Raw genomic sequence first — 25,145 nt, forward strand, 5'->3', positions numbered from 1 at the left:
ATTAGGCCGCAGGCCGGCGGGTCCAGGAACCGACTGCCACCTGTTGCGCTTACATCAGGTTGTAGATGAACACGGCCGCTACTGCCACGGGGGTGAAGTAGCGAATGGTGAGATACCACAACCGGAACATCGGGCCAGACAACGCCAGCTCTTTTTCCACCGCCTCGCGGGACATCACCCAGCCGGCAAATACAGCAACCAGCAGGCCGCCCAGCGGCAGCAGGATGTTGGCGGTAAAGAAGTCCAGCAAGTCAAAGATGGTCTTGCCTTCGAACATCGCAATACTGCCCAGTGGTGCGAAATCGGACCACAGGTTCAGGGACAGGATGGAGGCAATACCCAGTGCCCAGCACACCACACCGGCACCCAGGGTGCTCGCGGTGCGGTTCAAGCCTTTACGCTCTTCCAGCCACTCGACAATGGGTTCCAGCAGGGAGATCCCGGACGTCCAGGCGGCGAAGATCAGCAGCACAAAGAACAGGGTGCCGAACAGGCTGCCCATGGGCATCTGGCCAAAGGCCAGCGGCAGAGTCTGGAAGATCAGGCCAGGGCCGGCGCCCGGTTCAAGGCCGTTGGCGAATACGATCGGGAAAATGGCCAGGCCGGCGAGCAGGGCAACACCGGTGTCGATCACCGAGACGGCAATGGAGGTCTTGGCGATGGATACGTTTTTCGGCAGGTAAGAGCCGTAGGCCATCATCACTGCCATACCCAGGCTGAGGGTAAAGAAGGCGTGGCCGAGCGCGACCAGGATGCCGGAGGTTGAAAGCTTGGAGAAGTCCGGCTGGAACAGGAAGCTCACGGCGCGACCAAACTCACCGCTGGTCATGGCGTAACCCACGGCTATTAGCAGCAGCACGAACAGACCGGGCATCAAGATGCTGACCGCACGTTCAAGCCCGGCGCGGACGCCTTTGGCGACCACGAGCATCACCAGTGCCATGAACACAGTGTGCCATAGCAGCAGGGTCATCGGATCGCCGAGCAGGTTGGAGAAGATAGCGCCGACAGCCTCTGCGGACTGGCCTACCAATTGGCCACTGGCGGCGGTGCCCACATAAGACACGGCCCAGCCGCCAATCACGGAATAGAACGACAGGATCAGGAAGCCGGCCAGTACACCGACCGCGCCCACCATACGCCACGCCGGCTTGAGCCGGTCGCGCTCGGCAATCAGGCGCAGACTGTTAACGGGGCTGTGGCCACCGCGGCGGCCGATCAGCACTTCCGCCATCATGATCGGCAGACCTACTGCCGCAATACACAACAGATACACCAGGACAAAGGCGCCGCCGCCGTTTTCACCGGTGATGTAGGGGAACTTCCAGATGTTGCCCAGGCCGACGGCCGAGCCGGTTGCCGCCAGGATGAACGCCAGTCGGGAGGACCAGAGCCCCCGCTTGGCGTTGGAGCCTTCCAGTGCCTCCGAGTAGGTGGCACTACCTGAATCTGATACAGACATAACTGTCTCCTGCTTGGTACTTGTTGTTGTTTGGAAAAGCAGGGGCCAAAGCGAACTTCGGCCCCAAAGAGATCGATGCCAGGGTTTATCCGACCCGCGCCAGGCGCTCGGTCAGGGATTCCACTTTGGCAACGTGTTTGCGAAACCGTTCTTCCGCCAGCTCATTGGCGATGGTGCCCGTTGGCAGGCCGCTCCGGTCAGAACGGATAAAGATTTCCTTGAGCGTGTCGCCGATGCCATTGACGTGTTCGCGCACGGTGTCGGGAGACGCTCCGGTACGCTCGTAGAACACATCGATAATGCCGCCGGCATTGATGGCGAAATCCGGTGCGTACAGGATTCCGCGGTCTTTTAAGGCCTGGTCGTGGTCCGCGCGCTCAAGCAGATTGTTGGCGGCGCCGGCCACGATTTTGGCTTTCAGTTTCGGAATGCTGGTGTCATTCAGCACGGCGCCCATGGCGCAGGGTGCGACCACGTCCACGGGCAGGTACAGGATGTCTTCGGCGGACGCGGGTGTTGCGCCCAACTCATCCACGGCCCGCTGCATGTTGTCGGCAAAAATGTCGTAAACCCACAGTTGCGCGCCCGCCTCTTTCAAATGCTTGGCCAGGCGGAAGCCGACATTGCCGATACCCTGGATCGCAACCTTCAGGCCTGTCAGGTCGTCCCGACCCAGCTGATGCTTAACCGCGGCCTTAAGACCGACGAAAGTGCCCCAGGCGGTGGCCGGTGAGGGGTCGCCATTACTCGGTTTGCCGTCAAAACCCATGCGCTCGGCAACGCCGGCGACGTTCTGGGTGTGGCGGCCCATGATCTTCAGGTCGGGCACGCTGGTGCCGGAATCTTCCGCCGCGATGTATTGGCCACCCAGACTCTCCAGGTGCTTGCCCATGGCTTCGAGCAGGGCTTCGGACTTCTGCTTGCGTGGGTCACCGATGATCACAGACTTGCCACCGCCAAGGTCCAGATTGGCCAGAGCCGATTTGTAGGTCATGCCCTTGGACAAACGCAGTACATCGCGCAGCGCTTCTTCATCGGAGGCGTAGGGGTACATCCGGCAGCCGCCAAGTGCGGGTCCGCGAGAGGTGTTGTGGATCGCAACAATGGCTTTCAAGCCGGTCTCGGGATCACAGAAAAAGGACAGATGTTCGTGGTTGTCGAACTCGGGGTGGCTGAATACGTTCATGGCGTTTCACCTATCTTTCTTGGCTGGAACTACCCTTGTGGGGCCTGAACAGCCGGTGTTTTGTTGTTAGACCGCGGCACTCGCGATTCGTTGGTGGTGCTGATTCCGGATGCCTGTACTCAGGATGGCGCAAGCCCGGATGCCGGAATGCCGATCGATGTCAGGTGAGAACGTCTGTTTGATGCAGAGGGGCACACGTGCGCGGAACGCAGCCTGCCTGGGTGGCTTACTGAATGTGGCATGTTGAAATCCCCTCCCCCTCACCGGATCGCGGCAATGGCGGCAGTCTTGTTGTTGTCGACCGGCTTGTGGCCGGCGTTGCGATTTCAGTTGTCCGTTTCGCAGGGGAAAGTACCCTTTGAAAGTGCCCTTTTGGGGCCGGACAGAAAACAAACTAATTTCTTTTTACGTGAACGTCAACTTGCAAAAGCTAATCAATTTTTCAGGTCTCATTGAAACCACGGCAAGCACTTGTGACCCCGGACAATTTTTATAGAAATGGGGTATATCCGCGCGGCCGTTAGCGCTAATCGTTTTGAGGGCCGGGGCCGTGACCGAGGGTGGCTGCGGTATAATGAGTCTTGTGGTTGCCCGCTCTTAGTGAGCGAAGGAGGGAATCATGAAACGACTGTTTTATCTCGTCGATGCTATCGACAACGTGGAAAGCATCTCCGACGACCTGCATCGCGACGGCGTCTCCAACTGGCGGTTTCATGTGGTCAGTAAGGACGAAGCCGGTCTGTACTCGCATCATGTTCATAGCGCCAGTGTGCTTGATCGCACCGATCTGCCCAGATTTGTGGAACGAGGCTGATCATAGGTGGTTTGTTTGCACTGTTCTTCATCCTGCCCTTGGCTCTCTGGGGCGACCTGGCCTGGCCAACGTCGGCGTTTGTGGCCATGGGGGTGTTTGCAGTGCTGGCGGGTGGCTGGCTTGGAGGCTTCGGCGGCATTGGTTCGGAAAACTACCGAATCCGGCGTTTTCACAAGGACATCGAAGCCGGCAAGTACCTGATCATGGTGGATGTGCCCAAAGCGGATGTTGAGCGCGTCGAGATGTTGATGGAGCGATTGCACCCGGAAGTGGCGCTTCGCGGCGAAGGCAGCAGTGTCAACAATCCCTTTGCAGCAGCGGATGGGCGAGTGCATATCATGCATTGAGCCAGTCATGGGTTAAGCTGCCGTAAGCGGCAGGCTTCGGTATTTACCTATACGCGCTCAGAGGAAACTAACTTAGCTTCCTCTGATGTCCGTCGCTTCCTACGCATACCAAATTCAGCCGCATAAAGTCCGTCAGGAGTTTTTCCGGCTCTTTCCCATCTCCCTGTTCGTGGTGGCATTTGGTGCTGCCTTCGGATTGGCCGCCACCCAGCAGGGTCTGCTGCCACTGGAAGCGATGTTGATGAGCACCACGGTGTTTGCCGGTGCTTCCCAGTTCGCCGCCACCGATATGTGGGGTACCGAGGTCTCGGTGCTGCCGCTGATCGCGGTGGTCTTTGCGATCAATTCCCGGCATCTGTTGATGGGTGCGTCCCTGTACCCGATGCTTAAAGACGTGGCGCCGTTGAAGCGCTACGGCCTGCTGTTGTTTCTGACTGACGCCAACTGGGCGGTATCTGCCCAGGAATACCAGAACGGCCGACGTAACCTGGAAGTAATCCTGGGCGGCGGGTTGGTGCTCTGGCTGGCGTGGCTCGTGGGTACCTGGCTGGGTGTGTACTTCGGTGGGGTGCTGCAGAATCCCAAGAGTCTCGGGCTGGATATGGTGCTGGGTTGCTTCCTGCTGGCGATGGCGTTGGGCGGCAAGAAATCCCCAAGGGTTCTGGTTGCCTGGGGCGTTGCTGCCCTGGCGTCCCTGGCTGCGTGGAAGTGGCTGCCGCCGCATACCCATGTGGTAGCCGGCGCGTTGGCCGGTGGTCTGATCGGCTACTTCTGGCTGGATCAACCGCAAGCGAAGGCTGCGGCACAGGACGGAGAGCAAGCATGACCATTGAAACCACCACCGCGGGTGTCCTCGCTCTGATTGCCATCATGGCGCTGGTTACTTTGGTCACCCGGTTTGGTGGCGTGTTTGCCATGTCCTTTGTCCGGATCAGTCCGCGCATTGAGAGCTTCATCAATACCATGGCCAGTTCGGTGCTGATTGCCATCGTCGTGCCCATGGCATTTTCTGGCGACGCCGGTGCGGTTGCCGCGCTCTCGGTAACAGCTGTGACCATGCTGGCGCTCAGGAAGCCCCTGCCGGCCATTGGCGCCGGCATTGCCGCCGCAGGCTCGTGCGCTACCTGTTCTAGAAGAGTCTGCTACCGGCCTGCTGAGGCAGCCTCTGACATCGGGTTGGGATTTCGCAATGCCAGCTCGCCGATGCCGGGCAGCTTGATACCCAGGGCCATGGGGTTCACTCCCAGGGACAGACCCAGAATGTTCAGCTCCAAACCCTCTCGCACCCCCGCCAGGATCCCTAGATACCCACCCATGGACAGTTGGTAGCCGGAACCGCCCGGCACCTCCGCCACCACACGGTTGCCCAAGTAGTCCTTGCCAATGGCGTTACTCGGCAGTGCCACATCCAGTCCCGGTACCTCCCGAATTACCCAGGCGGTAAAGGTGTTGCTGTTGGGCCCAGGCCATGCTTCGTATTCAGTGACGTAGGGATAGGCGTCCACGGCCTGATAGATGGTCGGAATCAGCGCTTGCGCTTCCGCGCCGCGAATGTCGGCGTAGAGTTCGGGTTTGGCGCCGTACCAATGGCGATCGGGTTCGCTCAGGCGGGAGCTGACCACGTAGCGACGCCAGCCAGTGACCTCATGAACCCGATACTGCTCGGCACCCGCCTCCTTGGTGGCAATCCAGGTGTGCACGGCAAAGTAACCACGCCAGCTCCAGGCCCGGGCTCCGTAGATCTGAACCACCGCTTCCGGATGCTGTTCCGGGCGCGGCGCGATCCCGGCGCTGGCGCGGGTTGCGGTTCGCCAGCTTTCGGCACCCTGCAGGCTGCTACTGGTGGCCAGGAGCAAGGGGCCTGTCAGCAACATGAGCAGGGCACCGAGGAACCAGGCGGTGTATTTCAGCGTTCGCTTCATAACGGTGTCCGGGGTGGGGTATTAATTATGTTGGCACTGATAGTCGATACGCGCCAATGCCTCCGCCAGATTGCACCACACCGGCTCCGTTTGCTGGCGATGGGGTTGTCTTCTAGGCTGAATGTACACGTCAAAAAGCAAAGGCTAAGGAGCGGTACCATGTCCGACCATCATGTGTACAAGAAGGTGGAAATCGTCGGTTCCTCGCGCAAGAGCATAGAAAACGCGATTGAGAATGGCCTCGAGGAATGCAGCAAAAGCATTCGCAACATGGAGTGGTTTGAAGTGATGGAAACCCGGGGTCACATCGAGGATGGCAAGGTTGGCCATTATCAGGTGGTGATGAAAGTCGGCTTCCGCATCAAGGATAGCTGACGTTAATCACCCGGGCCCGGATGGCCACTGCCAGGCGATTCATCAGGTCCCGGGCCTCGCCTCGTAGAGGGTATGACATTTATCCCGCAATACCCGGCGCTCGTGATCCGACGGTGAACCGGCAGTCTCTTTCAGCAGGTCCAGGTGCTGGCAGGCGGTCAGATGAACCTTGATCTGGGTATCGATGAGCTGGGTAATCAACTCATCCACCGCCTCGCTGCAGTAAGGCCGATTGCGATTGAGCATGGTACGGGCGTCCAGGGCGGCATTCCTGGCTTCCAGTCTTAGTTCACCTGCTGATTCCCCATTCTCGACAGCACGCAGGAACATCCCGAGCCGGTCGTGCAGGAACCAGAGTTGCGGCCAGATCTGGTCGTAGGCGCTCTTTTCGGCGCGATATTTCGCGATGCTGGCCTCAACACCTTGAAATGCCGAGGCTCCCGCTCGGGAGCGTTGAACTGGCTGACCCGGATCTCGTCCACTTCCCGACCCATGCTGCCGATCTTCTGACGCAGGCCGTCGATGTCCCTACTCGCGGAGCGTTTGGCACCAGCGCCCAGCCAGAGCGCCAGCAAACTCAGCAAAAGCGCCGCACCGGCCAACAGAACAGCTAGTTGGCCGCCATTGGTGATGTTCAGCAGTGGCTCCGTGTCCATGGCGCGTATTCCTATACACAAACGTGCTTTGAATGTTCAGTATAGAAGCTAATCGTTGTCTTGGTGGCGAAAAGGCAGCAGCGTCAGGTACTCTTGAAAGTAGCCTTCAACCTGTTCCGCTTCGTCCTGCACAAACGCTGCGATGGCGTCCCGGAAGCCCGGGTGGCGGACACCGTGCCAGGAGTGGGTAAGCACCGGTTCGAAGCCCCGAACCAGTTTGTGCTCCCCCTGTGCGCCGGCATCAAAGCGTTGCAGGCCCAGTTCAATGGCCAGCTCTATGCCCTGGTAGTAGCAGGTCTCGAAATGCAGGTGGTTGTATTCGTCCAGGCAGCCCCAGTAACGGCCGTACAGGGTGTCCTCGCCCCGTAGGAACAAGGCGCCGGCAATCATCGCGCCGTCGCGTACCGCGATAATCAGGTACAGGTGCTCGGAAAGGTCCGCCCGCACACGCTCGAAGAACGACTGGTTCAGGTACGGCCGCTGGCCGCGCTTGAGGTAGGTGGCCTGGTAGAACACGTGAAAGGCGGCCAGCACATGGTCAGGAATGTCGCGGCCATGAAAGCGCCGAAAGCTGATGCCTTGTTCTGCGACCTGCCGGCGTTCCTTGCGAATGGATTTGCGTTTGCGGGATGTAAGCTGCCCCAGGAAATCCTCGAAGCTGCCGTACTCACGGTTGTGCCAGTGAAACTGACAGCCGATGCGGTGTAGTTCGCCGGTGTGGCCCAGCAGTGCCTGGTCTGCGGCATTCGGAAACAGCAGGTGCCAGGAATGGGCGTCGAGTCGGGTGATCAGGGTGTCCAGCAGATCCCTTAGTCTGCCATCCCCAAGTCGGTTTCGAAGCAGGGGATCGAGCAGCAGGCGGGGACCCTGGGAGGGGGTGAATGGAATGGCGACCAGGAGCTTGGGGTAGTAGTTCAGGCCATGGCGCTGATACGCATCGGCCCAGGCCCAATCAAACACGTACTCGCCCATGGAGTGGGTTTTAAGATAGGCGGGGGCAAGCCCGGCGATCTGGCCATCGACACGAAAAACCAGGTGGCAGGGCTGCCAGCCGGTTGCGGTGGTGGTGCAGCCGGACTGTTCCAGAGCCTGGAAGAACTCGTAGCGCAGGAACGGATTGCCCTGGCCGGCCAGACGATCCCAGTCCGCTTGGGAAATCTCATCTATAGAGGCGCAGGTGTCGACAGTGAGGGACTGAAATCCGGGTTCGGGCATGGCCAGTTTAGCTCCAGCGGGGTGGCTCCTTATGAGTCTCCCGATACCATACGCCAGAACCCGGGGTTTGATCACTGCCTGGTGTTGTTACTTCTCAAGGGCGTCACAGCGTTTCTGCATTTTCTCTTTCATCTTTTCACGACGCTGTTCGTGCTTCTCCCGCTGCTCCTCGTGGATGTCGTCCCAGATCTCGAGCTGTTCATCCGTTAGCTGCAGGCGTTCTGCCATGTCGGCCCGGCGTTCCGCCATTTTTTCGTGGCGCTTGTCTTTATCAAAGCGGCCCTTGCCCTCGCGGAAATCCTCGCACATCTCGGCCATATCCTGCTTGCCATGATGGCCTTTGCGGTCGCCGTGATGGTCGGCCAGGGCAAATGGGCTTGCGGCCAGAAGCACGGAAGCGAGCAGGCCGGCGGTGATGATGGAGTTGTTACGTTTTTTCATGGTGCTTTCCTCGTTGTTTCGCCGCTTGTGCGGCAATAGCTGTGATGAATTGCCATCGTAGCCCTGCGCCTCGTCAACGAGCGTCAGCGGCTTGTAAAGGTTCTGTAAAGGAAAATGCCGGGAATCAGCCGCTTGGGCCATGCGTGTTAGACTTCCGGCAGCAGGAATGGAGATGACGAATGCAAAATCGGGTATTGCTGGTAGAAGACGACGATGAACTGCGGCAGCTGCTGGCCCGCTATCTGACCAATCAGGGTTTTACCGTGCGGGAGGCCGCCAACGGCCGGGACGGTCTGGCCCTGGCCATGGGCCAGGATTGCGATGTGGTGGTGCTCGACATCATGCTTCCGGATATCAGTGGCCTCGAAGTGTTGCGTGAGTTGAGGGCCAGTACCCACATTCCGGTTGCGCTGCTGACCGCCCGGGGCGATGAAACCGATCGCATTGTCGGGTTTGAAGTTGGCGCCGACGACTACATCCCCAAACCTTGCAATCCCCGGGAATTGGTAGCCCGCCTGCAGGCCCTGCTGCGCCGGATTGCCTGGGATCAGAAGGCCGACGTGAGCGCGACGCGGGAGTACGGTGACCTGCGGGTAGAGCCGGACCAGCGGCGGATTTTCCAACAGGGTGCCGCTTTGGATCTGACGGCCACCGAGTACGAGATTCTGAATGTACTGCTGGCCCACGCCGGCAGTGTGGTACGCAAGACTGACTGATGCAGTGGGCGCTGGGTCGCCGCTTGGAGGCGTTTGATCGAACCCTGGATATGCACATCAGCAATCTGCGCCGGAAACTGGGTAACGACGATCCGCCGCGTATCGAGACTGTGCGGGGGCTGGGCTACAGCTATCGGGTGCCGGTGTGAAGAAAGCCATGATGTTCCCGCTGTTCTGGCGGATTTTCCTGGCTATCTGGCTGGCGATGGCGATCACTGTGGTGGTCAGCAACCTGGCGACCCGAACGCTGTTGGATCGGGAACGCCAGGCCATTGAGCGTCAGGTCGGCTTAAGGGACCTGGCGCAGGAAGCGATCCAGATCCGCGAGCAGCGGGGCCGGGGCGAGGCATGGCGATTCCTGCGGGGTCAGGGTAAGCAGCTGGAATTGCACCTGATGCTGATCGAGCAGGGCGGGGGCGAACAGCGCCTGCCGCCGGAGGTCCGGGAGCGGATGAAATCCGGCTGGTACCCGCAGAAACCCGCGGTCATTGAATTGGATGCTGGCTATCAGCTGGTGGCCTGGCCGCGGATGCGTGGGGAAGGCTGGCTGGATCCCAAGTTTTTCCGGTTCATTGAGCTGGGATTAGCGTTCGTGCTTATTACTCTGGCGTGCTGGCTGATTGCACGCTTCGTGTCCCGGCCTTTGGATCACATGGAGAACACCGCCCAGCGCATCGCCGGGGGCGATACTGGACTGCGGGTTAGCGAAAAAATTGCCCACCGCCGGGACGAAGTGGGCCAGCTTGCCACGGCGTTCAACGCTATGACTGAGCAACTGTGCACCCTGCTGGAACGGCAAAAACACCTGCTGCGGGATATCTCCCACGACCTGCGTACGCCACTGGCCCGTCAGCGCATTGCTATTGAGTTGGCCAGCGACGGCGGCGCCGACGAGCAACTGATTGCCAGTATCCTGCGTCAGAACGAGCGGCTGGAGGCGATGACAGCGCAGATTCTTACGCTTTACCGGGTGGCTGAGCAGGGCGCCGACATCGAACGGGAACCGGTACAGCCGGTCAAATTGATGAATCAGGTGCTGCGCGATGCCGCCGACTACGCCGAGCATCAGGGTGTGGATTGCCGGCTTTCGGCGAGCGACGAGGTCGCCGGCATGTCGGTGCTGGGTGATGCCGGGCTATTGCAGCGGGCGTTCGACAACATCCTGCAGAATGCCCTGGACCATACTCCACCGGGACACAGGGTAGGGGTAGGTGCCAAAGCCGTTGATGGTTGGGTGCGGATCGATATTGAGGACGAAGGCACTGGGGTTGAAGCCGACCTCCTGCCGCATTTGTTCGAGCCCTTCTTCCGCGCCGACAAGTCCCGGGGTGGTCAGGGCTGGGGTCTTGGTCTGGCAATCGCCCGGGATATCGTCACTGCTCACGATGGCCGGATTGCGGCTGCCGGAGGTGAAGCCGGAGGCTTACGGGTGACGGTGGAATTACCGGTCTTCACTCGGGCCTGATTTTGACGACGTGCCCGGGTCGCCATTTGGCAACAGCATGGCGGCGCCGGAGAAATCAATACCCTCGCGCAGTTCGTCGTCGCCGAATCGAATGCCGCAGCCGGCTTTCTGCAATTTGGCGGGGGCGGCCGCACCGGGGCTGGGGCCTTCGACGTCTTCTGAGCCTTCGAACTTTTTTGACATAGGATGGACCGTTCAATGAACAAAGATTATCCGGTCCCGGCAGGATACCTCGAGCGCGAAACGGAAGTGAAGAAAAGTCGGTTTATAGCCCGGGTAGCGCCGGTCGGCTCCCGGGACGAGGTCAAAGCCTGGCTGGAACAGGCTCAGCAAGACCACCCGGACGCCCGCCATATCTGCTGGGCCTACCAGATTGGTCGTCCGGGCGCGGCCGCCGAAGCGGCGATGAACGACGACGGCGAACCCTCTGGCACGGCGGGTAAACCCATCCTCAATGTCATCCAGCACAAGGACATGGGCGATGTGCTGGTGATGGTGATTCGTTACTTCGGTGGCATTAAACTGGGCGCCGGTGGTCTGGTGCGGGCCTATGCGGGCGCCGCCGAAAGTGTCCTGTCGGCGGTGGAGCGGGTAGTGCAAAAGCCCATGTTAGTTGCCGACGTCACCATGGGTTTTGCCGACGAGCAGCCGGTCCGGCACTGGTGTGGGCTGCACGGTGCGACGCTCGAGTCGGTTGAATACGGCGCCATGGTTTCGGCCCGGGTGTCTTTGCCGCAGCAGGCCGTAGATGAGTTCACGGCCTTCTGCGACGCCCAGAAACTGGATTACGGTTTCGACAGGTGAGGAACCCTAAGGGCATCGAGGTACGTGTCCTGAGCGTATACTGAATGTAAATCACCACTACAGAGGGAGAGCAGTATTATGCGGTTACTGATGATTGCAGCGATGGCGCTGGTTCTGTCGGGCTGCGCCAGTAATGTTGTGACGGATTACAATCCGTCGGCAGTGTTTGGCAATTACTCGACCTGGTCTTTTGCCCAGGAAGCGGGCAGTGACGCTTTTGTGTCCCTTGATGGCAGCCGCATCCAGATGGCGGTTGAGCGGGAACTGAAGCGCAAGGCCATGCGCAAGGTGCCGAAAACGGAAGCAGACCTGCTGGCCAACTGGCAGATCGTAGAGGAAGAGCGACTGGAACAGACCGGCGTAGGCCTTGGATTTGGCTTCGGCCGGGGCAATTTTGGCTGGGGCATTTCGGCACCGCCACCGGTGCGTGAAGTCACTGAAGGCAAGCTGGTGGTCGAGTTGATCGATACCGAAACGAAAGAAGTGGTCTGGCGCGCTGCCAGCCGTCGGTACCTCAATGAAAGCCAGTCGCCGGAGACTCGGCGTGAGCTGATTGATGAGGTAGTGTCGGAAATGTTTTCCAAATATCCGGGCGTGGTTAAGGGAGTCAGAATTCAAGATGAAGAAGCGAGCTGAAGGCGGGCTGGTCTTCTCCACCGAGCAGGGCCGGATGTGCCCGGATTGCCGCAACCCGGTCCCGGAATGCACCTGTGGCCAGCCAGCCCGGCCAGCGGGTGATGGTATTGTCCGGGTCAGCCGGGAAACCAAAGGTCGGAAAGGCAAGGGCGTGACACTGGTGACCGGTATTCCGCTGGATGACAAAGCACTAAAGGCGTTTGCCAAGGTGCTGAAGGCAAAGTGTGGCACTGGCGGTACCGTGAAAGACGGTGTAGTCGAAATTCAGGCGACCAGCGGGACATCCTGGTTCCGCTGTTGCAGGCCGAGGGCTGGACTGTGAAACGGTCCGGTGGCTGACGAAATAAAATCCTACCGGAGGGAAGTATGCACATAGTGGTTTTGGGCGCGGGCGTCGTGGGAACGACTACAGCCTGGTACCTGCAGAAGCAGGGGCATCAGGTGACGGTGGTCGACCGACAAAGCAATGCCGGGCTTGAAACCAGTTTTGCCAACGGTGGCCAGGTGTCGGTTTCTCATGCTGAGCCCTGGGCCAACCCGTCGGCGCCCCTTAAGGTACTGAAGTGGCTGTTTCGCTGATGCGCCGTTGTTGTTCCGGCCAAGACTCGACCTCGCCCAATGGCGCTGGGCCCTGGCGTTCCTGAGGGAATGCACCTCGGCCCGGGCTGCTCAAAACATCCGCCAGATGGTCAATCTGGGCACCTACAGCCGCGCTCAGTTACAGGCCCTGCGCCAGGAAGCCGGTATCGAATACGACGCCTTAACCAAGGGCATCCTGCACTTCTACACCAATCCGCATGAGTTTGACGGTGCCCTCAAGCCCACCCGTATCATGCAGGATCTCGGCTGTGACCGGCAGATTATTGATGCTGACAGGGCCGTTGAACTTGAACCGGCACTGAAACCGATCAGGGGCCAGATAGCCGGGGCCACTTACACCTCACAAGACGAATCCGGCGACGCCCGAAAGTTCACCCAGAACCTGGCCAGAAAGTGTGAGGAAGCGGGTGTCGAATTTCGCTACGGCACTGAGGTGCTTGATTTCGAGCGCGCTGGCGATCGGGTTCTCGGCGTTCAGACATTGAAGGACGGAGTTCATAACACGTTGCGCGGGGATGCCTATGTGTTGAGCCTTGGGAGCTTCAGTGGGCCAATGGCGCGAAAGGTTGGCCTGACCCTGGATATCTACCCCGCCAAGGGGTATTCGATTACGGTGCCGGTGAAGAACGAGGAAGCTGCGTTTAACGTCAGCCTGACCGATGACGAGTACAAACTGGTCTATTCTCGGTTGGGGGACCGTATGCGGGTGGCCGGTACGGCCGAACTCAATGGCTATTCCCGGGACCTGAATTACACCCGCTGCCGGGCCATCGTCCGCCGCACCGCCGAGGTCATGCCGGATGCCGGCTACTGGGATCAGGCTCAGTTCTGGACCGGGCTGCGGCCAGCCACGCCTTCGAACGTGCCCTACATAGGCAAGAGCCATCTCGCCAACCTGTATCTGAACACCGGTCACGGCACCCTGGGCTGGACTCATTCCTGTGGCTCGGCCGCGGCACTGGCGGATATTGTGGCAGGTCGGAAACCGGAAGTGGATTTCAGTTTTTCCGGCTTGTAGTTATTTCCTTTTCCGGGCTATTGCCACGATGGCCCACATTGATAAGCGCCTGTCATCTCCCTTACATAATTCCCCGTTACTGTCGGCTGCTCATACAACTTTAGTCTAATGAGCATCCCGATATGGGCGGAGTGACACATGAATAGACAGCGTCGTGCAGTCGTGAAGGGGCTTGCTGCTGTTTCACTGACTACATTGTCAGGTTGTGGCGGATCCGGAGGTGATTCAGCCGGTGACGAGCAGGCAGTGAGTGGCAGCGCCAGCGCGAACCTGCCAGGGGTTGAATTCCGGCACGGTGTTGCCTCTGGAGATCCCCTGGGGGATCGGGTAATCCTGTGGACACGGGTTTCGCCAGTGGACGTTCTAGAGCGGGATGCCGGCGAAATTCCGGTATCCCTGGTGGTTGCAACCGACCCTGAGCTCACCCAGGTGGTCGGGCGTCAGGTGGTTACCGCCAGCCCGGCCTCTGATTTCTGCGTCAAGGTTGATGCACAGGGGCTGCAGCCCAATCGCTGGTATTACTACCGGTTTTCCGTCGGAGATCAGACCTCGCCGGTGGGCCGGACCCGCACCTTTCCAACCGATCAACAGGCTGTTGAGCGGGCGCGGTTCGCGGTAGTCTCCTGCTCCAACTATGCCTATGGGCTGTTCTCGGTGTACCGCGCAGTCAGCGCCCAGACCGACCTGGATTTTGTGCTGCACCTGGGAGATTACATCTACGAGTACGGCCCCGGTGAGTACGGCAGCTATCCCGGGCATGAGCCCAATCCTCCCCACGAAATTACCGAACTGGCGCACTATCGTTTGCGTCATGCCCAGTACAAGGCCGATCCTCACTTGCAGGCAACCCATCAGCAGTTCCCGATGATCTGCATCTGGGACGATCACGAATCCGCCAATGACAGTCACATCACTGGGGCAGAAAACCACGACGAAGCAACTGAAGGTGCTTGGTCGCAACGCAAGTCTGACGCCATCCAGGCCTATTTCGAATGGCTGCCTATTCGCGCCGTCGAATCAGAGCCGGGGCGGATCTGGCGCGAGTTCAGTTTTGGCGGGTTGATCGACCTGTTCATGCTCGATACCCGTCTGGAAGGTCGCGATCAGCCCGTTGGATCGATGACCGACCCGGCACGATTTGATAACGAGCGCAGACTGGTGAGCGAGGCGCAAATGCAGTGGCTGCAGTCCGGGTTGGAAAACTCGTCGGCCAACTGGCGCTTCATTGGTCAGCAGGTGATGTTCGCGGAGCTGAATGTGGCGCGCACCCTCGATGCTGCTGAAACTGCCGGTGTTGCGGACCTGAACGGTTTTAACGGACAGCTGCTGTCGCTGAACATGGATCAGTGGGATGGCTATGTGAGTGATCGCGAAAAAATCCTGACGACGCTTCGCGACAAGGAAATCGACAACACCGTTATTTTTACCGGCGACATCCACACCTCCTGGGCCAATGAGATTCAGTACGACCCGGGTAACCTCGCGGAGACACCGCTGGCTGTGGAGTTCGTGACACCATCGGTGACCTCTCCGGGCTTTCCGGAGGATTTGGCGGGGCCAGCCGCGATAGCGGTACGCGCGGCCAATCCCCACATGAAGTATGTCGAGCTGAAATCCCCTGGCTTCATGCTCGTGGATGTCACCCCGGAACGCACGCAAAGCGAGTTTTACTACGTTCGCAACATCACCGGTGAGGACGAAGTAGGCCAGCTCGATACCTCGAAAACCAAGGTGGTCGGGGTCAGGGCAGGCAATGCCCGCATTGTCGAGGATGAGCCGGTGTCACGACCTCGCACAATGCGAACCGCACTGTTCCATCCACCGGTTAGAGAGCACATGGCGTGAGGTGTCTATGAACGATTCAAAGATTTCAGCAACAAACTGGCGCCGGCGGGATGTGCTTCGAAGCATTCTGTTTACCGCAGGGGCTGCCACTATGCCGACCTGGCTTGCAGGGTGTGGTGGTAGCTCTTCATCGGCGGGTACGGCCGCAGGTGCAGGACCGGGAGCGGCGCCACTGCCGCCCTCCGGTAGCGCGGATCAGCTAGTGGGCCGCTTTGCCAACATTGGTCCCCTGCAAGCCCCGGATGTGAATGGAGTGAGAACGCCGGCGGGGTTTTCGACCCGCGTTGTCGCTATCAATGGCGAACTGCCGCAGTCTGGCGGCATGTCGGTGGCTGCGCCCCAGACTGGCGGTATCGGCAACCGGCCCTGGCACATTTTCCCGGACGGGGCCGGGGTGGTTCCCCGAGCTAACGGTGGCTGGATCTACATTAGCAACAGCGAGGTCCCGGGTGTCGGTACGCTTGGCTTTACCTTTCCCGAGCTGGCTGACGTGTCGAGCACGATTGAGGAATTTACGCCCGGCCTTGCTCAGGTTGGCACCCTGGTGTTCGATCCCGACGGGACCATCGTTGATTCCTACACGATTTTGAGTGGCACCACCTTCAATTGCGCAGGCTGTGTCACGCCCTGGCAGACCTGGCTTTCTTGCGAGGAATTCCCCAACGGCCAGGTCTGGGAATGCGATCCTTACCAGCCAGGTGAGGGCCTCGCGTGTCCGACGCTTGGCTTTTTTTCACACGAAGCTATCGCCATTGATGCCGGCAACCGCAAGCTGTACTTGACAGAAGACATGCCGGACGGCCGGTTTTATCGCTGGGTGCCGGATCCGTCGGACTGGCCTGAGGGGGCTGAACGAGCGGCCTTACAAGCAGGCCGCCTTCAGGTTCTGTGTGTTGGCGGGGACGGTGTCGCCGGCGCCTGACTGGCCCCCAGCCCATCCGCTGGTAGATGCGCAGAACCCTCATGAGCCCCAGCATCAGAACCGGCTGCCGGAGTCGTCGGTGTTTGATGGCGGCGAGGGCGTCTGGTACTTCCAGGGAATTGTCTATTTCGCGACCAAGGGCGATGACCGAATTTGGGCGATTGATGTTGAGGCTCAGACTATAGAGGTGATCTACGACCGGGCAACAGCTGAGGCGCCCAACGACATATTGTCGGGCGTGGATAACCTGTTTGTGACCGCGCAGGGAGATGTGCTGGTGGCTGAGGATGGGGGTGATATGCAGGTGGTTGTCATTCTGCCCGACCGCACCCTGAAGCCTCTCTTGCAGGTGACGGGGCAGGATGCCTCAGAAATTGCGGGTATTGCCTTTTCCCCCGATGGTCGGCGGATGTATTTCAGTTCGGATCGTGGTGGACGGAATGGCCTGGGTGGATTCACCAATGGCCTTGGCATGATCTATGAGATGACCGTACCGGAGGGTGTGTAGTTGAGTGTCAGGCGCAGCCTCGGCTTCGAGTGCTGCGCCTGAGCTGGCGCTGTTACTGCAATTGATCCCGGATCAGTTTCTTGTTGATCTTGCCAACACTGGTCTTTGGGATGTCCTCAACAAAATCAATCTGCGCCGGGATGGCCCACTTGTTGATTTCGCCGGAGTCGACGAACTGCCGAAGGTGGCTCTGAATGTCCTCCAGCGTGGCCGTCTCGCCCGGTTTCAGAGTGACCAGGGCGTGAGGGCGCTCGCCCCACTTCTCATCGGGCACACCAACCACAGCGGTAGCCGCGACCGAGGGGTGCTGGCTGATCAGGTTTTCCAGATCCAGGGATGACAGCCATTCACCGCCGGTCTTGATCACGTCTTTGATGCGATCCTTGATCACCAGGGTGCCGTCCGGGTCCATCGAGGCCACGTCGCCGGTGTGCAACCAGCCACCCTTCCAGAGTTCTTCGCCTTTCTCTTTTTCCTTGAAGTAGCTCTGGGTCAGCCAGGGTGCGCGGGCAACCACTTCGCCTTTTGCTTCGCCGTCGTGGGCAACCGGGTTGCTCCGGGTCAAAGATTTCCATTTCCACCAGGGCGGTGGCGATGCCGGTCTTGATCCGCTTGGCAGTCTGCTGCTCCAGCGGCAGCTCCAGATCTTCCGGTTTCATATGGGTGGCACACAGCAGCGGGCAGGTCTCAGACATGCCGTAGGCGGTGTACATGTGGATCCCGAGCTTGGCGCTGGCATCGCACAGACTCTTGGTCAGGGCGCTGCCGCCGATCAGAACGTGCCAGTTGCTGAGATCGGCCGTCTTGATGGATTCGGTGCCCATCATCATCTGCATGATGGTCGGTACACAGTGCGAGAAGGTGACCTTGTGTTCCTTCAACAGGTCGACCAGCATTTCCGGCTCATAGCGGCCCGGGTAGACCTGCTTGATGCCCAGCATGGTGGCTGCGTAGGGCACGCCCCAGGCGTGTACGTGGAACATCGGGGTCACCGGCATGTAAACCGACGAGGAGCGCAGCAGCGGCATTTCGTCGTAGCCGGAGAGGGCGCCGGTCATGGCCAGGGTGTGGAGCACCAGCTGGCGATGGCTGAAGAACACGCCTTTCGGGTTGCCGGTGGTGCCGGTGGTGTAGAAGGTGGTGGCGATGCTGTTTTCATCGAAGTCCGGGAAGTCGAAAGAGGTTCCGGCCTTGGCCAGCAGCGCTTCATATTCACCAGCGGTCGGCAGCTCCGTTGATTTCGCGGAGGCTTCGTCGGTTAGCTGAATGTAGTTTCGAACCGTTTTGATGTCGTCTTTGACCGACTCAATCACCGGCAAGAAGTCGTCGTGCACCAGTACTACGGCGTCGTCGGCGTGGTTCATGGTGTACACGATCTGATCCGGCGACAGGCGCACGTTTATGGTGTGCAGGACAGCGCCAATCATCGGAATCGCAAAGAAGCATTCCAGGTATCGAGGGGTATCCCAGTCCATGACCGCGACTGTTTCACCGGGTTTTACCCCGGCATCGGTCAGGGCGTTGGCCAGACGGTGAATACGTTCTACCAGATCGGTGTAGGTGTACTTGCTGTGGTTGCCGTACCAGATTTCCTGTTCCGGGCGCAGGCGCGGGCCTGATAGCAGCAGCTGTTTGATCAGCAGGGGGTACTGGTAGGCGTTGTCGGCCGGGGGCAGAATTCTCGTTTGAACCATTTGTCCGTGTCCTCTTTCTCATTTATTGATGTTGTCGAGAGAAGCAGGACTAAATCTGACACAGATTGACGGAAACGGAAACCGGCGGGGGCGAAAAAAACAGAACGGACCCGGCCACTATTCCGGTCTGCGGGTCCGTTCGGCAATTGCATTACTTGCTTCCGACAGGGAGTCGTCGGGGGAGCGGCTTATTCGTAGGTGCAGAGGTAGGCAGTGTCGATGTCGGTTTTTGCCTTGAAGCTGGCCTGGCCGGCAACATCGAAGCTTTCGCCCGCGCCGTAGGTCATCCACTCGTCCACACCTGGCAACAGGACCGTCAGGGCACCACTGATCACAGTCATGGTTTCTTTCTTGCTGGTACCAAACTCGTATTCACCCGGCTGATAACGCCAACTGTCGCCGGCAGGGTGGACGTTTGGAAGGCAATGGACTTGGCTTTGCCATCGAAGTATTCGTTAACTTTGAGCATGTGCTGGCTCCTCATAAATGGTTGGGGCGCCTACTATACGTCAAATTACTTCAAGTCCAATGACTATTTTGAGCGCGGGTTTGGCGGCGGGCTGGAATCGATAAGTGTAGCCCAGCCGCTCACTGATCCCAGGGCTTTCCTTCGGTATTGTCCACCGTTCGAACACCAATGTGCATGGCGGCCTTGGCCAGGATATTGGCGCTTACCGGGGCGGTCATGAACAGGAAAACGGTAACCAGGATTTCCGATATGCCAATGCTGCCGTCGCGGCTGCTGAAATAAATCACCGAACTCAGCATGATGGCGCCCACGCCCAATGTCGTGGCCTTGGTAGGTCCATGCAGTCGGGTGTAGAAATCCGGGAGTCGAACCAGGCCGATGGCTCCAACCAGGGTAAAGGCGCCACCAGTTAACAACAGCAGGCAGATGACGTATTCAGCGAACTGGCTCATGACAGGCATCCTCGATTCGCAAGGTTGTTTGGGCTGAGGTTATTCAATGACGCTGCCCCGCTTCAGGTACTTGGCCATGGCCACGGTGCCAACAAAGCCCATTACGGCAATCAGCAGCGCCGACTCCAGGTACATGCGCGTGCCAGCGTGATGCCCAGCAGGATGATCAGCGCAATGGCATTGATGTACAGCGTATCCAGCGCCAGTACCCGGTCCGGAGCGTCCGGGCCCTTGATCAGGCGGTACACGTTCAGTACGGCTGCCAGCGTTACCATCCCGATGGTCAGGTAGAGTGCGATGGTGATCATTCGAACATCTCCAGCAGCGGTTTTTCGTAGCGGGTGCGAATAGTGTCGATCACTTCGTCGCAATTATCCGCGTCCAGGGCGTGCACCAGCAGGATCTTGTTATCGTCACTGACGTCGACGCTGACGGTGCCGGGCGTCAGTGAAATGGTGCTTGCCAGAATGGTGATCGCCAGTGGTTGCTCCAGCTCCAGAGGATAGGAGACAAACATTGGTCTTGGCTTGCGCGGGCTGAGAATCAGCTTGGCGACCTGAAAGCTGGCGACAACGATGTCGTAGAGAACTCGCATCAGGTAAGCCGGCATGCGCCAGGACTTGAAAAAGGTGGGGCGCTCCGGCCAGAACGCCTGGGTCATCTGGGGAATGCCCCAGGCCAGGATCAGGCCCAGTACCACACTGGCACCAGAAACACCGTCGCTCAGGAACTGCCAGATCACGAACAGGATCAGGCTGAGCCAGGGCTGGGGAAAACTCAGGCGATCGAACATTATTTGTCCCCCTCGACCATGGGTGTTTTCAGGATCTCGAGATAATCCCCGGGATTCAGCAGCTGGGCGGCCGTGGCGTCGGTAAACTCGCTGATGGGCCCGGCCAGGGCGACCAGAACCACACTGAGGCCCGCCAGCGCACCGGCGGCGACGGATACATTGCCGCCCAAGGGTTTGGGCTCTTCAATGTGACCATCGACAGTGCGCCAGAAGACGATGCTGCCAGCGCGGCTGTAGGCGATCACGGTAAAGAAACTGCCAATCAGCACCACCGACCAGAGCCAGGCCATTTCCGAGCCTGAAAGCACCGACTGCAGAATCAGCAGCTTGGCAAAGAAGCCGCTCAGCGGTGGCAGGCCCGCAGCGGCCACTGCGCCCACCAGGAACAATACGCTCAGGAAGGTGCGGTTGCGCATACGTGGCGCGGTGACGATCTTGTCCTTGGCGCTGCCGCGCTGATTGGCGACCATTTCAGCCACCAGGAACAGGCCACCAACGGTCCAGGTGCTGCTGAGCAGGTAGAACAGTGCAGCAGAGATACCCGCCGCCGAGCCCAGGGCAATGGGCGCCAGCAGGGTACCCACCGAGATGATGACCTGCCAGGCCACCAGTGTTTTCAGGTTGTCTGCGCCGAGGGCACCGATGACCCCCATGGTCAGGGTGATCAGCGCCAGCGGGAACAGCCAGTCCATGCCCAGGTTGGCCAGGGCGCCGGCGTCGTCGCCGAACACCAGCAGGTAAACTCGCAAGATGGCGTAGATGCCCACTTTGGTCATCACAGCAAACAGCGCAGCAACGGGGGCGGTGGCATTGGCGTAGGCCTTGGGCAGCCAGAAGCATAGCGGAATCAGCGCGGCCTTGAGTGCGAACACCACCAGCAGCATCATGCCGCCGGCTTTGACGATGCTCATGTTCTCGCCAGCCAGTTCCGGAATTTTCAGCGCCAGGTCGGCCATGTTCAGGGTGCCGGTGACGCTGTAAATCATCCCGACACTGATCAGGAAGACCGCGGAGCCGGCCAGGTTCAGAACCACGTAATGCAGTCCGGGTACACTGCGGGCGCGCCCGCCGCCGTGCATCAGCAGTCCGTAAGAGGCTATCAGCAGAACCTCGAACGCCACGAACAGGTTGAACAGATCGCCGGTGAGGAAGGCGATGTTCAGGCCCATCAGCTGGAACAGGAAAAGACCATGGAACTGGCGATTGCCCTCGTCAGTTCCGCCAATGGCAAAGATGTGGCAGAAAATGGCCAGGATAGCGGTCAGCACCAGCATCAGTGCCGACAGGCGATCCAGCACCAGGACAATGCCAAACGGCGGTTGCCAGTTGCCAAAGGCGTACAGGCGGTAGCTGTCATCACTGGCCAGCACGACCAGGATGATGGTGGAAACCAGCAAGAGCACGGTGGTAGCGATGGCCAGGGTTCGGCGCAGGCTGATCGGGGCATAGCCCATGAAGACCTGGAGAATGCCACCCAGCAGGGGAATCAGGATCGGAGCAGTAAGCCAGTGGTTCATTTACCGGTCTCCTCCGGCTTCTCGGTGGCACTGGAGGCATGGACGTCCTGATGACCGTCGACATGATCGTCCTCGTGGTCGGCCAGGCTGCGCAATGCCAACACCACCAAAAAGGCGGTCATCGCGAAACCGATAACGATCGCGGTCAGCACCAGGGCCTGTGGCAGAGGGTCGCTGTAGTTGCTTGTCGTGCCCAGAACAGGCTGGGCTCCGGTCGCCAGCCGGCCACTGGAGAACAGGAACAGGTTAACGCCGTAGGAAATCAGGGTTAGCCCGACGACCACCGGGAAGGTGCGCGCCCGCAATAGCAGGTAAACGCCGGAAGCGGTCAAAGCGCCGATGACCAGTGCGAAGACAAGCTCCATTACACGCCCCCCTTAGGACTCTTGATGGCCGAATGCGGTGATAGCCGCCCGATGCTGACCAGGGCCAGCAAAGTAGCGCCAATAACGGTCAGGTACACACCCAGGTCGAAGACCAGAGCCGATGCCACCTCAAACTTGCCGACCACCGGCCAGGTAATGTAGCCAAAGGTGGAGGTCAGGAACGGGTAGCTGAAAGCCAGACTGCCAGCGCCGGCAATGACGGCAAACAGCAGGCCAATACCGATCACGGTGTGGTACTTGAACGGCACACGATCCTGGGTCCAGGTCATGCCACTGGCAACGTATTGGAGGATCAGGGCAACCGACGTGATCAGTCCGGCTATGAAGCCACCGCCCGGCAGGTTGTGACCACGCAGGAAAATGTAGGCTGAAACCATCAGTGCCAATGGCAGCATAGGCCGGGCAATCAGTTTCAGCATCAGCGGGTGAGCGTCGCGGGTCCAGCCGTGGCCCTGGCCGTCGCCCGGTGGTGGGGTAAGAGCAGTGTTCTTGAGCATCGCGTAGATACCAAGTGCGGCAATAGCCAGCACGGTGATCTCTCCCAGGGTATCGAAGCCCCGGAAGTCCACGAGGATGACGTTTACTACGTTGGTGCCACCACCGCCGGGTTTGCTGTTGTCCAGGAAGAACTCGGAGATGGAGCTGAACGGTTGGGTCAGCATGGCCAGGGTGACCAGGGTCATCCCGGTGCCGGCAACCAGCGCGATCATAACGTCCCGAGCGCGCCGTGGGGTGGCGGTTTCCAGTGGTGTCCAGGATGGCATGTAATACAACGCCAGCATCAGTAGCACGATGGTGACTACTTCTACCGAGAGCTGGGTCATGGCCAGATCCGGCGCTGAGAAGCGGGCAAACGCCAGTGCGACCACCAGGCCGACCACACTCAGCAGTACCAAGGCAGTAAAGCGGTCACGATGGAAGACTGCGGTCAGGACCGCACACAGAATCAACACGGCGGCGCCAATGGCGGTAGCTGAGTCCACCGGGCTCAGGCCGTTCTCGCCAATGAACACGCCCACGTCGGCCAGCGGCGCGGCCGCAACCGCAATCACACTCAGCACCAGCAACAGGCCATAGCGCTGGAGGGAGCCATTTTCAATGCGTGCAGTGAGTCGGTTGGCAAAACCCTCAACCCGCAACACGGCAGCCTCAAACACGGCTTTTTCGTCCACTTCCTTGAAGCGGGCGTGGAAATCGAAGAAGCGCTGGCGCTGGCTGTACATGAGAAGGCCGCCGAAGAAGGCAAGGAAACTCATCGCCAGCGGCAAATTGAAGCCGTGATAGACCGACAGCGTGTAGTCAGGCACCTGGCCGCCAAGGGTTGCCGAGGCTGCAATATGAAGCAGTGGTCCAACCGAAATGGCGGGGAACAAACCAACCATGATGCAGGCGAACACCAGGATCTCCACCGGTATCTTCATATACCGGGGCGGCTCGTGAGGCGGATACACCGGCAGATCCACCGGTTTGCCGTTGAAGAACACGTCATGGATAAAGCGGGCCGAATAGGCCACCGCAAAGATGCCTGCCAGGGTGGCTACCAGCGGCGGCAGCCAGGCCCAGAATCCGGGCAGGTTCAGCTCCAGGGATTCAGCAAAGAACATCTCTTTACTCAGGAAGCCGTTGAGCAGCGGCACGCCCGCCATTGATGAGGCGGCCACCATGGCCAGCGTGGCTGTGTGAGGCATGTAGCGCCACAGGCCATTGATGCGACGCATGTCCCGGGTGCCGGTTTCATGGTCGATGATGCCAGCGGCCATGAACAGGGAGGCCTTGAAGATGGCGTGGTTGATGACGTGGAACACCGCGGCCACGGCCGCGAGCTGAGTTCCCATACCAAAAAGCAGGGTGATCAGGCCCAGGTGACTCACGGTGGAATAGGCCAGCAGGCCCTTCAAATCATGCTTGAACATGGCCACATAGGCACCGAGCAGCAGGGTTGCCATGCCGGTGAAGCTGACCATATAGAACCACTGTTCGGTTCCGGCCAGTGCCGGATACAGGCGTGCCATCAGGAAGATGCCGGCTTTCACCATGGTGGCGGAATGCAGGTACGCTGAGACCGGCGTGGGTGCCTGCATGGCATGAGGCAGCCAGAAATGGAACGGGAACTGGGCAGATTTGGTAAAGGCGCCCAGCAGTACCAGGGTCAGGGCGACCGGGTACATGGCATGGGCCTTGATCTGGTCGCCTGCGGCCAGAACGTCATCAAGCTCGAAACTGCCGACAATGTTCCCGAGGATCAGGATGCCAGCCAGCAGCGCCAGACCACCACCACCGGTAACGGCCAGTGCCATCCGGGCTCCGCGACGGGCGTCCTGTTTGTGGGTCCAGAAGCTGATCAGCAAGAACGAAGTCAGGCTGGTCAATTCCCAGAAGATCATCATCAGCAGCAGGTTGCTGGAAAGTACGATGCCCAGCATCGAGCCCTTGAAACAAAGCAGGAGCGCGTAGAACTTGCCGGCGTTCTCTTTTTCTTTCAGGTAATAGCGGGCGTAAAGGATGATCAGCAGCCCGATCACCAGGATCAGCAGGGCAAACAGCAGCGACAGCCCGTCCAGGCGGAAGCTCAGGGAGAGACCAACGGCCGGCAGCCATTCATAGGTATGCAGCACCACACCGCCGTCGGCCAGAGCTTCCCAGTGGGGAAACAGAGCGGCCAGGGCGATCAGTGCCGGTACCGATGATGCGACAGCAATTGCCGTACGCCCACCTTGGGCAAACAGGGGCGCGGCTATGGCACCCAGGAACGGCAGTAAAACAACCAGCGGTAGCGACATCGCAACCTCGTTAGAGTTTTTCTTTTCCGTGAATGGAGACGGGTATTCGCGTGAGTCTAGTCTTCGACCGGCCTCCTTGCACAACGACTACTCGGGCGCAGTGCCAGGGCTCGGTGGCGTCA

At 59.5% G+C, this 25,145-nt stretch carries 23 protein-coding genes and 7 pseudogenes; 14 read left to right on the top strand and 16 right to left on the bottom strand.

The annotated features are described in order from the left end of the window. Positions 1 to 49: 49 nt before the first annotated feature. Both AU14_RS05950 and AU14_RS05955 read right to left on the bottom strand, forming a co-directional pair. On the bottom strand, positions 50 to 1,462 hold the full coding sequence (locus AU14_RS05950) for a sodium-dependent transporter (RefSeq protein ID WP_041339660.1): 1,413 nt from the start codon (positions 1,460 to 1,462) through the stop codon (positions 50 to 52). Positions 1,463 to 1,547: 85 nt separating this feature from the next. Next, positions 1,548 to 2,648, bottom strand: a complete 1,101-nt coding sequence (locus tag AU14_RS05955; RefSeq protein WP_041339661.1) for a Glu/Leu/Phe/Val family dehydrogenase — start codon at positions 2,646 to 2,648, stop codon at positions 1,548 to 1,550. Positions 2,649 to 3,267: 619 nt separating this feature from the next. On the opposite strand from AU14_RS05955, the gene AU14_RS20860 reads away from it, so the two are divergent. The 4 genes and pseudogenes from AU14_RS20860 (at position 3,268) to AU14_RS18985 (ending at position 4,942) form a co-directional block, all read left to right on the top strand. After that, positions 3,268 to 3,462 (top strand): hypothetical protein, encoded by a 195-nt coding sequence (locus AU14_RS20860; protein WP_236744477.1) that lies wholly within the window; start codon positions 3,268 to 3,270, stop codon positions 3,460 to 3,462. A gap of 11 nt (positions 3,463 to 3,473) precedes the next feature. Then, the gene (locus AU14_RS20865) at positions 3,474 to 3,809 is read left to right on the top strand and encodes a hypothetical protein (protein ID WP_236744478.1); all 336 of its coding nucleotides are present in this window, start codon (positions 3,474 to 3,476) and stop codon (positions 3,807 to 3,809) included. 85 nt (positions 3,810 to 3,894) lie between these two features. After that, positions 3,895 to 4,635, top strand: coding sequence for an AzlC family ABC transporter permease (locus AU14_RS05965; RefSeq protein ID WP_041339663.1), 741 nt, complete (start codon positions 3,895 to 3,897; stop codon positions 4,633 to 4,635). Next, positions 4,632 to 4,942, top strand: a pseudogene (locus AU14_RS18985) (AzlD family protein). Before AU14_RS05965 ends, AU14_RS18985 begins: the two are co-directional and overlap by 4 nt. 9 nt (positions 4,943 to 4,951) lie before the next feature. Here AU14_RS18985 and AU14_RS05970 read toward each other — a convergent pair. Next, positions 4,952 to 5,731, bottom strand: coding sequence for a DUF3750 domain-containing protein (locus AU14_RS05970; RefSeq protein ID WP_041339665.1), 780 nt, complete (start codon positions 5,729 to 5,731; stop codon positions 4,952 to 4,954). Between the two features lie 159 nt (positions 5,732 to 5,890). Between AU14_RS05970 and AU14_RS05975 the strand changes: the two genes are divergently transcribed. Beyond that, positions 5,891 to 6,106 carry a dodecin gene (locus AU14_RS05975; protein WP_041339667.1) on the top strand — a complete coding sequence of 72 codons (216 nt, stop codon included), beginning with the start codon at positions 5,891 to 5,893 and terminating at the stop codon, positions 6,104 to 6,106. 42 nt (positions 6,107 to 6,148) lie between these two features. On the opposite strand, the gene AU14_RS20870 is transcribed toward AU14_RS05975, so the two are convergent. The 4 genes from AU14_RS20870 to AU14_RS05990 all read right to left on the bottom strand — a co-directional run bounded on the left by AU14_RS20870 (position 6,149) and on the right by AU14_RS05990 (position 8,418). Next, complete coding sequence (locus AU14_RS20870; RefSeq protein WP_052471980.1) at positions 6,149 to 6,352, bottom strand: hypothetical protein; 204 nt, start codon at positions 6,350 to 6,352, stop codon at positions 6,149 to 6,151. 38 nt (positions 6,353 to 6,390) lie between these two features. Next, positions 6,391 to 6,762, bottom strand: a complete 372-nt coding sequence (locus AU14_RS20875) for a hypothetical protein (RefSeq protein WP_052471981.1) — start codon at positions 6,760 to 6,762, stop codon at positions 6,391 to 6,393. A 48-nt stretch (positions 6,763 to 6,810) separates the two neighbouring features. Beyond that, positions 6,811 to 7,977, bottom strand: coding sequence for a GNAT family N-acetyltransferase (locus AU14_RS05985; protein WP_041339668.1), 1,167 nt, complete (start codon positions 7,975 to 7,977; stop codon positions 6,811 to 6,813). An 87-nt stretch (positions 7,978 to 8,064) separates the two neighbouring features. Further along, a complete protein-coding gene (locus AU14_RS05990) occupies positions 8,065 to 8,418 on the bottom strand; it encodes a hypothetical protein (RefSeq protein WP_041343690.1) in 354 nt (117 codons plus the stop codon). A gap of 179 nt (positions 8,419 to 8,597) precedes the next feature. Here AU14_RS05990 and AU14_RS05995 point away from each other — a divergent pair. Next, positions 8,598 to 9,283: pseudogene (locus AU14_RS05995) on the top strand (response regulator transcription factor). Further along, a complete protein-coding gene (locus AU14_RS06000) occupies positions 9,280 to 10,599 on the top strand; it encodes a sensor histidine kinase (protein ID WP_041339670.1) in 1,320 nt (439 codons plus the stop codon). The pseudogene AU14_RS05995 and the gene AU14_RS06000 overlap by 4 nt, the downstream one beginning before the upstream one ends. On the opposite strand, the gene AU14_RS06005 is transcribed toward AU14_RS06000, so the two are convergent. Then, on the bottom strand, positions 10,576 to 10,782 hold the full coding sequence (locus AU14_RS06005; RefSeq protein WP_041339672.1) for a hypothetical protein: 207 nt from the start codon (positions 10,780 to 10,782) through the stop codon (positions 10,576 to 10,578). The genes AU14_RS06000 and AU14_RS06005 overlap by 24 nt on opposite strands. Before the next feature lie 15 nt (positions 10,783 to 10,797). On the opposite strand from AU14_RS06005, the gene AU14_RS06010 reads away from it, so the two are divergent. The 7 genes and pseudogenes from AU14_RS06010 (at position 10,798) to AU14_RS19000 (ending at position 16,932) form a co-directional block, all read left to right on the top strand. Further along, the gene (locus AU14_RS06010) at positions 10,798 to 11,403 is read left to right on the top strand and encodes a YigZ family protein (RefSeq protein WP_041339673.1); all 606 of its coding nucleotides are present in this window, start codon (positions 10,798 to 10,800) and stop codon (positions 11,401 to 11,403) included. Positions 11,404 to 11,481: 78 nt separating this feature from the next. Beyond that, positions 11,482 to 12,039 carry a DUF4136 domain-containing protein gene (locus tag AU14_RS06015; protein WP_041339674.1) on the top strand — a complete coding sequence of 186 codons (558 nt, stop codon included), beginning with the start codon at positions 11,482 to 11,484 and terminating at the stop codon, positions 12,037 to 12,039. Then, positions 12,023 to 12,378, top strand: a pseudogene (locus AU14_RS06020) (translation initiation factor Sui1). The gene AU14_RS06015 and the pseudogene AU14_RS06020 overlap by 17 nt, the downstream one beginning before the upstream one ends. Positions 12,379 to 12,405: 27 nt before the next feature. Continuing rightward, positions 12,406 to 13,657 (top strand): annotated as a pseudogene (locus tag AU14_RS06025) (D-amino acid dehydrogenase). A gap of 138 nt (positions 13,658 to 13,795) precedes the next feature. Next, on the top strand, positions 13,796 to 15,502 hold the full coding sequence (locus tag AU14_RS06030; protein WP_052471983.1) for an alkaline phosphatase D family protein: 1,707 nt from the start codon (positions 13,796 to 13,798) through the stop codon (positions 15,500 to 15,502). Positions 15,503 to 15,509: 7 nt separating this feature from the next. After that, on the top strand, positions 15,510 to 16,424 hold the full coding sequence (locus tag AU14_RS18995) for an alkaline phosphatase PhoX (RefSeq protein WP_158498309.1): 915 nt from the start codon (positions 15,510 to 15,512) through the stop codon (positions 16,422 to 16,424). Then, positions 16,408 to 16,932, top strand: coding sequence for an alkaline phosphatase PhoX (locus AU14_RS19000; protein ID WP_094191168.1), 525 nt, complete (start codon positions 16,408 to 16,410; stop codon positions 16,930 to 16,932). Before AU14_RS18995 ends, AU14_RS19000 begins: the two co-directional genes overlap by 17 nt. 52 nt (positions 16,933 to 16,984) lie before the next feature. On the opposite strand, the pseudogene AU14_RS06040 reads toward AU14_RS19000, so the two are convergent. The 8 genes and pseudogenes from AU14_RS06040 to AU14_RS06075 form a co-directional block, all read right to left on the bottom strand. After that, a pseudogene (locus AU14_RS06040) lies at positions 16,985 to 18,626 on the bottom strand (fatty acid--CoA ligase). A gap of 188 nt (positions 18,627 to 18,814) precedes the next feature. Then, a pseudogene (ppnP, locus tag AU14_RS06045) lies at positions 18,815 to 19,095 on the bottom strand (pyrimidine/purine nucleoside phosphorylase). A 119-nt stretch (positions 19,096 to 19,214) separates the two neighbouring features. After that, positions 19,215 to 19,547, bottom strand: coding sequence for a Na+/H+ antiporter subunit G (locus tag AU14_RS06050; RefSeq protein WP_041339675.1), 333 nt, complete (start codon positions 19,545 to 19,547; stop codon positions 19,215 to 19,217). Between the two features lie 39 nt (positions 19,548 to 19,586). Next, a pseudogene (locus tag AU14_RS06055) lies at positions 19,587 to 19,855 on the bottom strand (K+/H+ antiporter subunit F). Further along, positions 19,852 to 20,340: a Na+/H+ antiporter subunit E gene (locus AU14_RS06060; protein WP_041339676.1), complete on the bottom strand. Its 489-nt coding sequence runs from the start codon at positions 20,338 to 20,340 to the stop codon at positions 19,852 to 19,854. Before AU14_RS06060 ends, AU14_RS06055 begins: the two are co-directional and overlap by 4 nt. Beyond that, positions 20,340 to 21,857: a monovalent cation/H+ antiporter subunit D gene (locus tag AU14_RS06065; RefSeq protein ID WP_041339678.1), complete on the bottom strand. Its 1,518-nt coding sequence runs from the start codon at positions 21,855 to 21,857 to the stop codon at positions 20,340 to 20,342. The genes AU14_RS06060 and AU14_RS06065 overlap by 1 nt, the downstream gene beginning before the upstream one ends. Then, on the bottom strand, positions 21,854 to 22,222 hold the full coding sequence (locus AU14_RS06070) for a Na+/H+ antiporter subunit C (protein ID WP_041339680.1): 369 nt from the start codon (positions 22,220 to 22,222) through the stop codon (positions 21,854 to 21,856). The genes AU14_RS06065 and AU14_RS06070 overlap by 4 nt, the downstream gene beginning before the upstream one ends. Continuing rightward, positions 22,222 to 25,023 (bottom strand): monovalent cation/H+ antiporter subunit A, encoded by a 2,802-nt coding sequence (locus tag AU14_RS06075; RefSeq protein ID WP_041339682.1) that lies wholly within the window; start codon positions 25,021 to 25,023, stop codon positions 22,222 to 22,224. Before AU14_RS06075 ends, AU14_RS06070 begins: the two co-directional genes overlap by 1 nt. Between the last annotated feature and the right edge of the window lie 122 nt (positions 25,024 to 25,145).

It is taken from the genome of Marinobacter similis, from assembly GCF_000830985.1.
Lineage (GTDB): Bacteria > Pseudomonadota > Gammaproteobacteria > Pseudomonadales > Oleiphilaceae > Marinobacter > Marinobacter similis.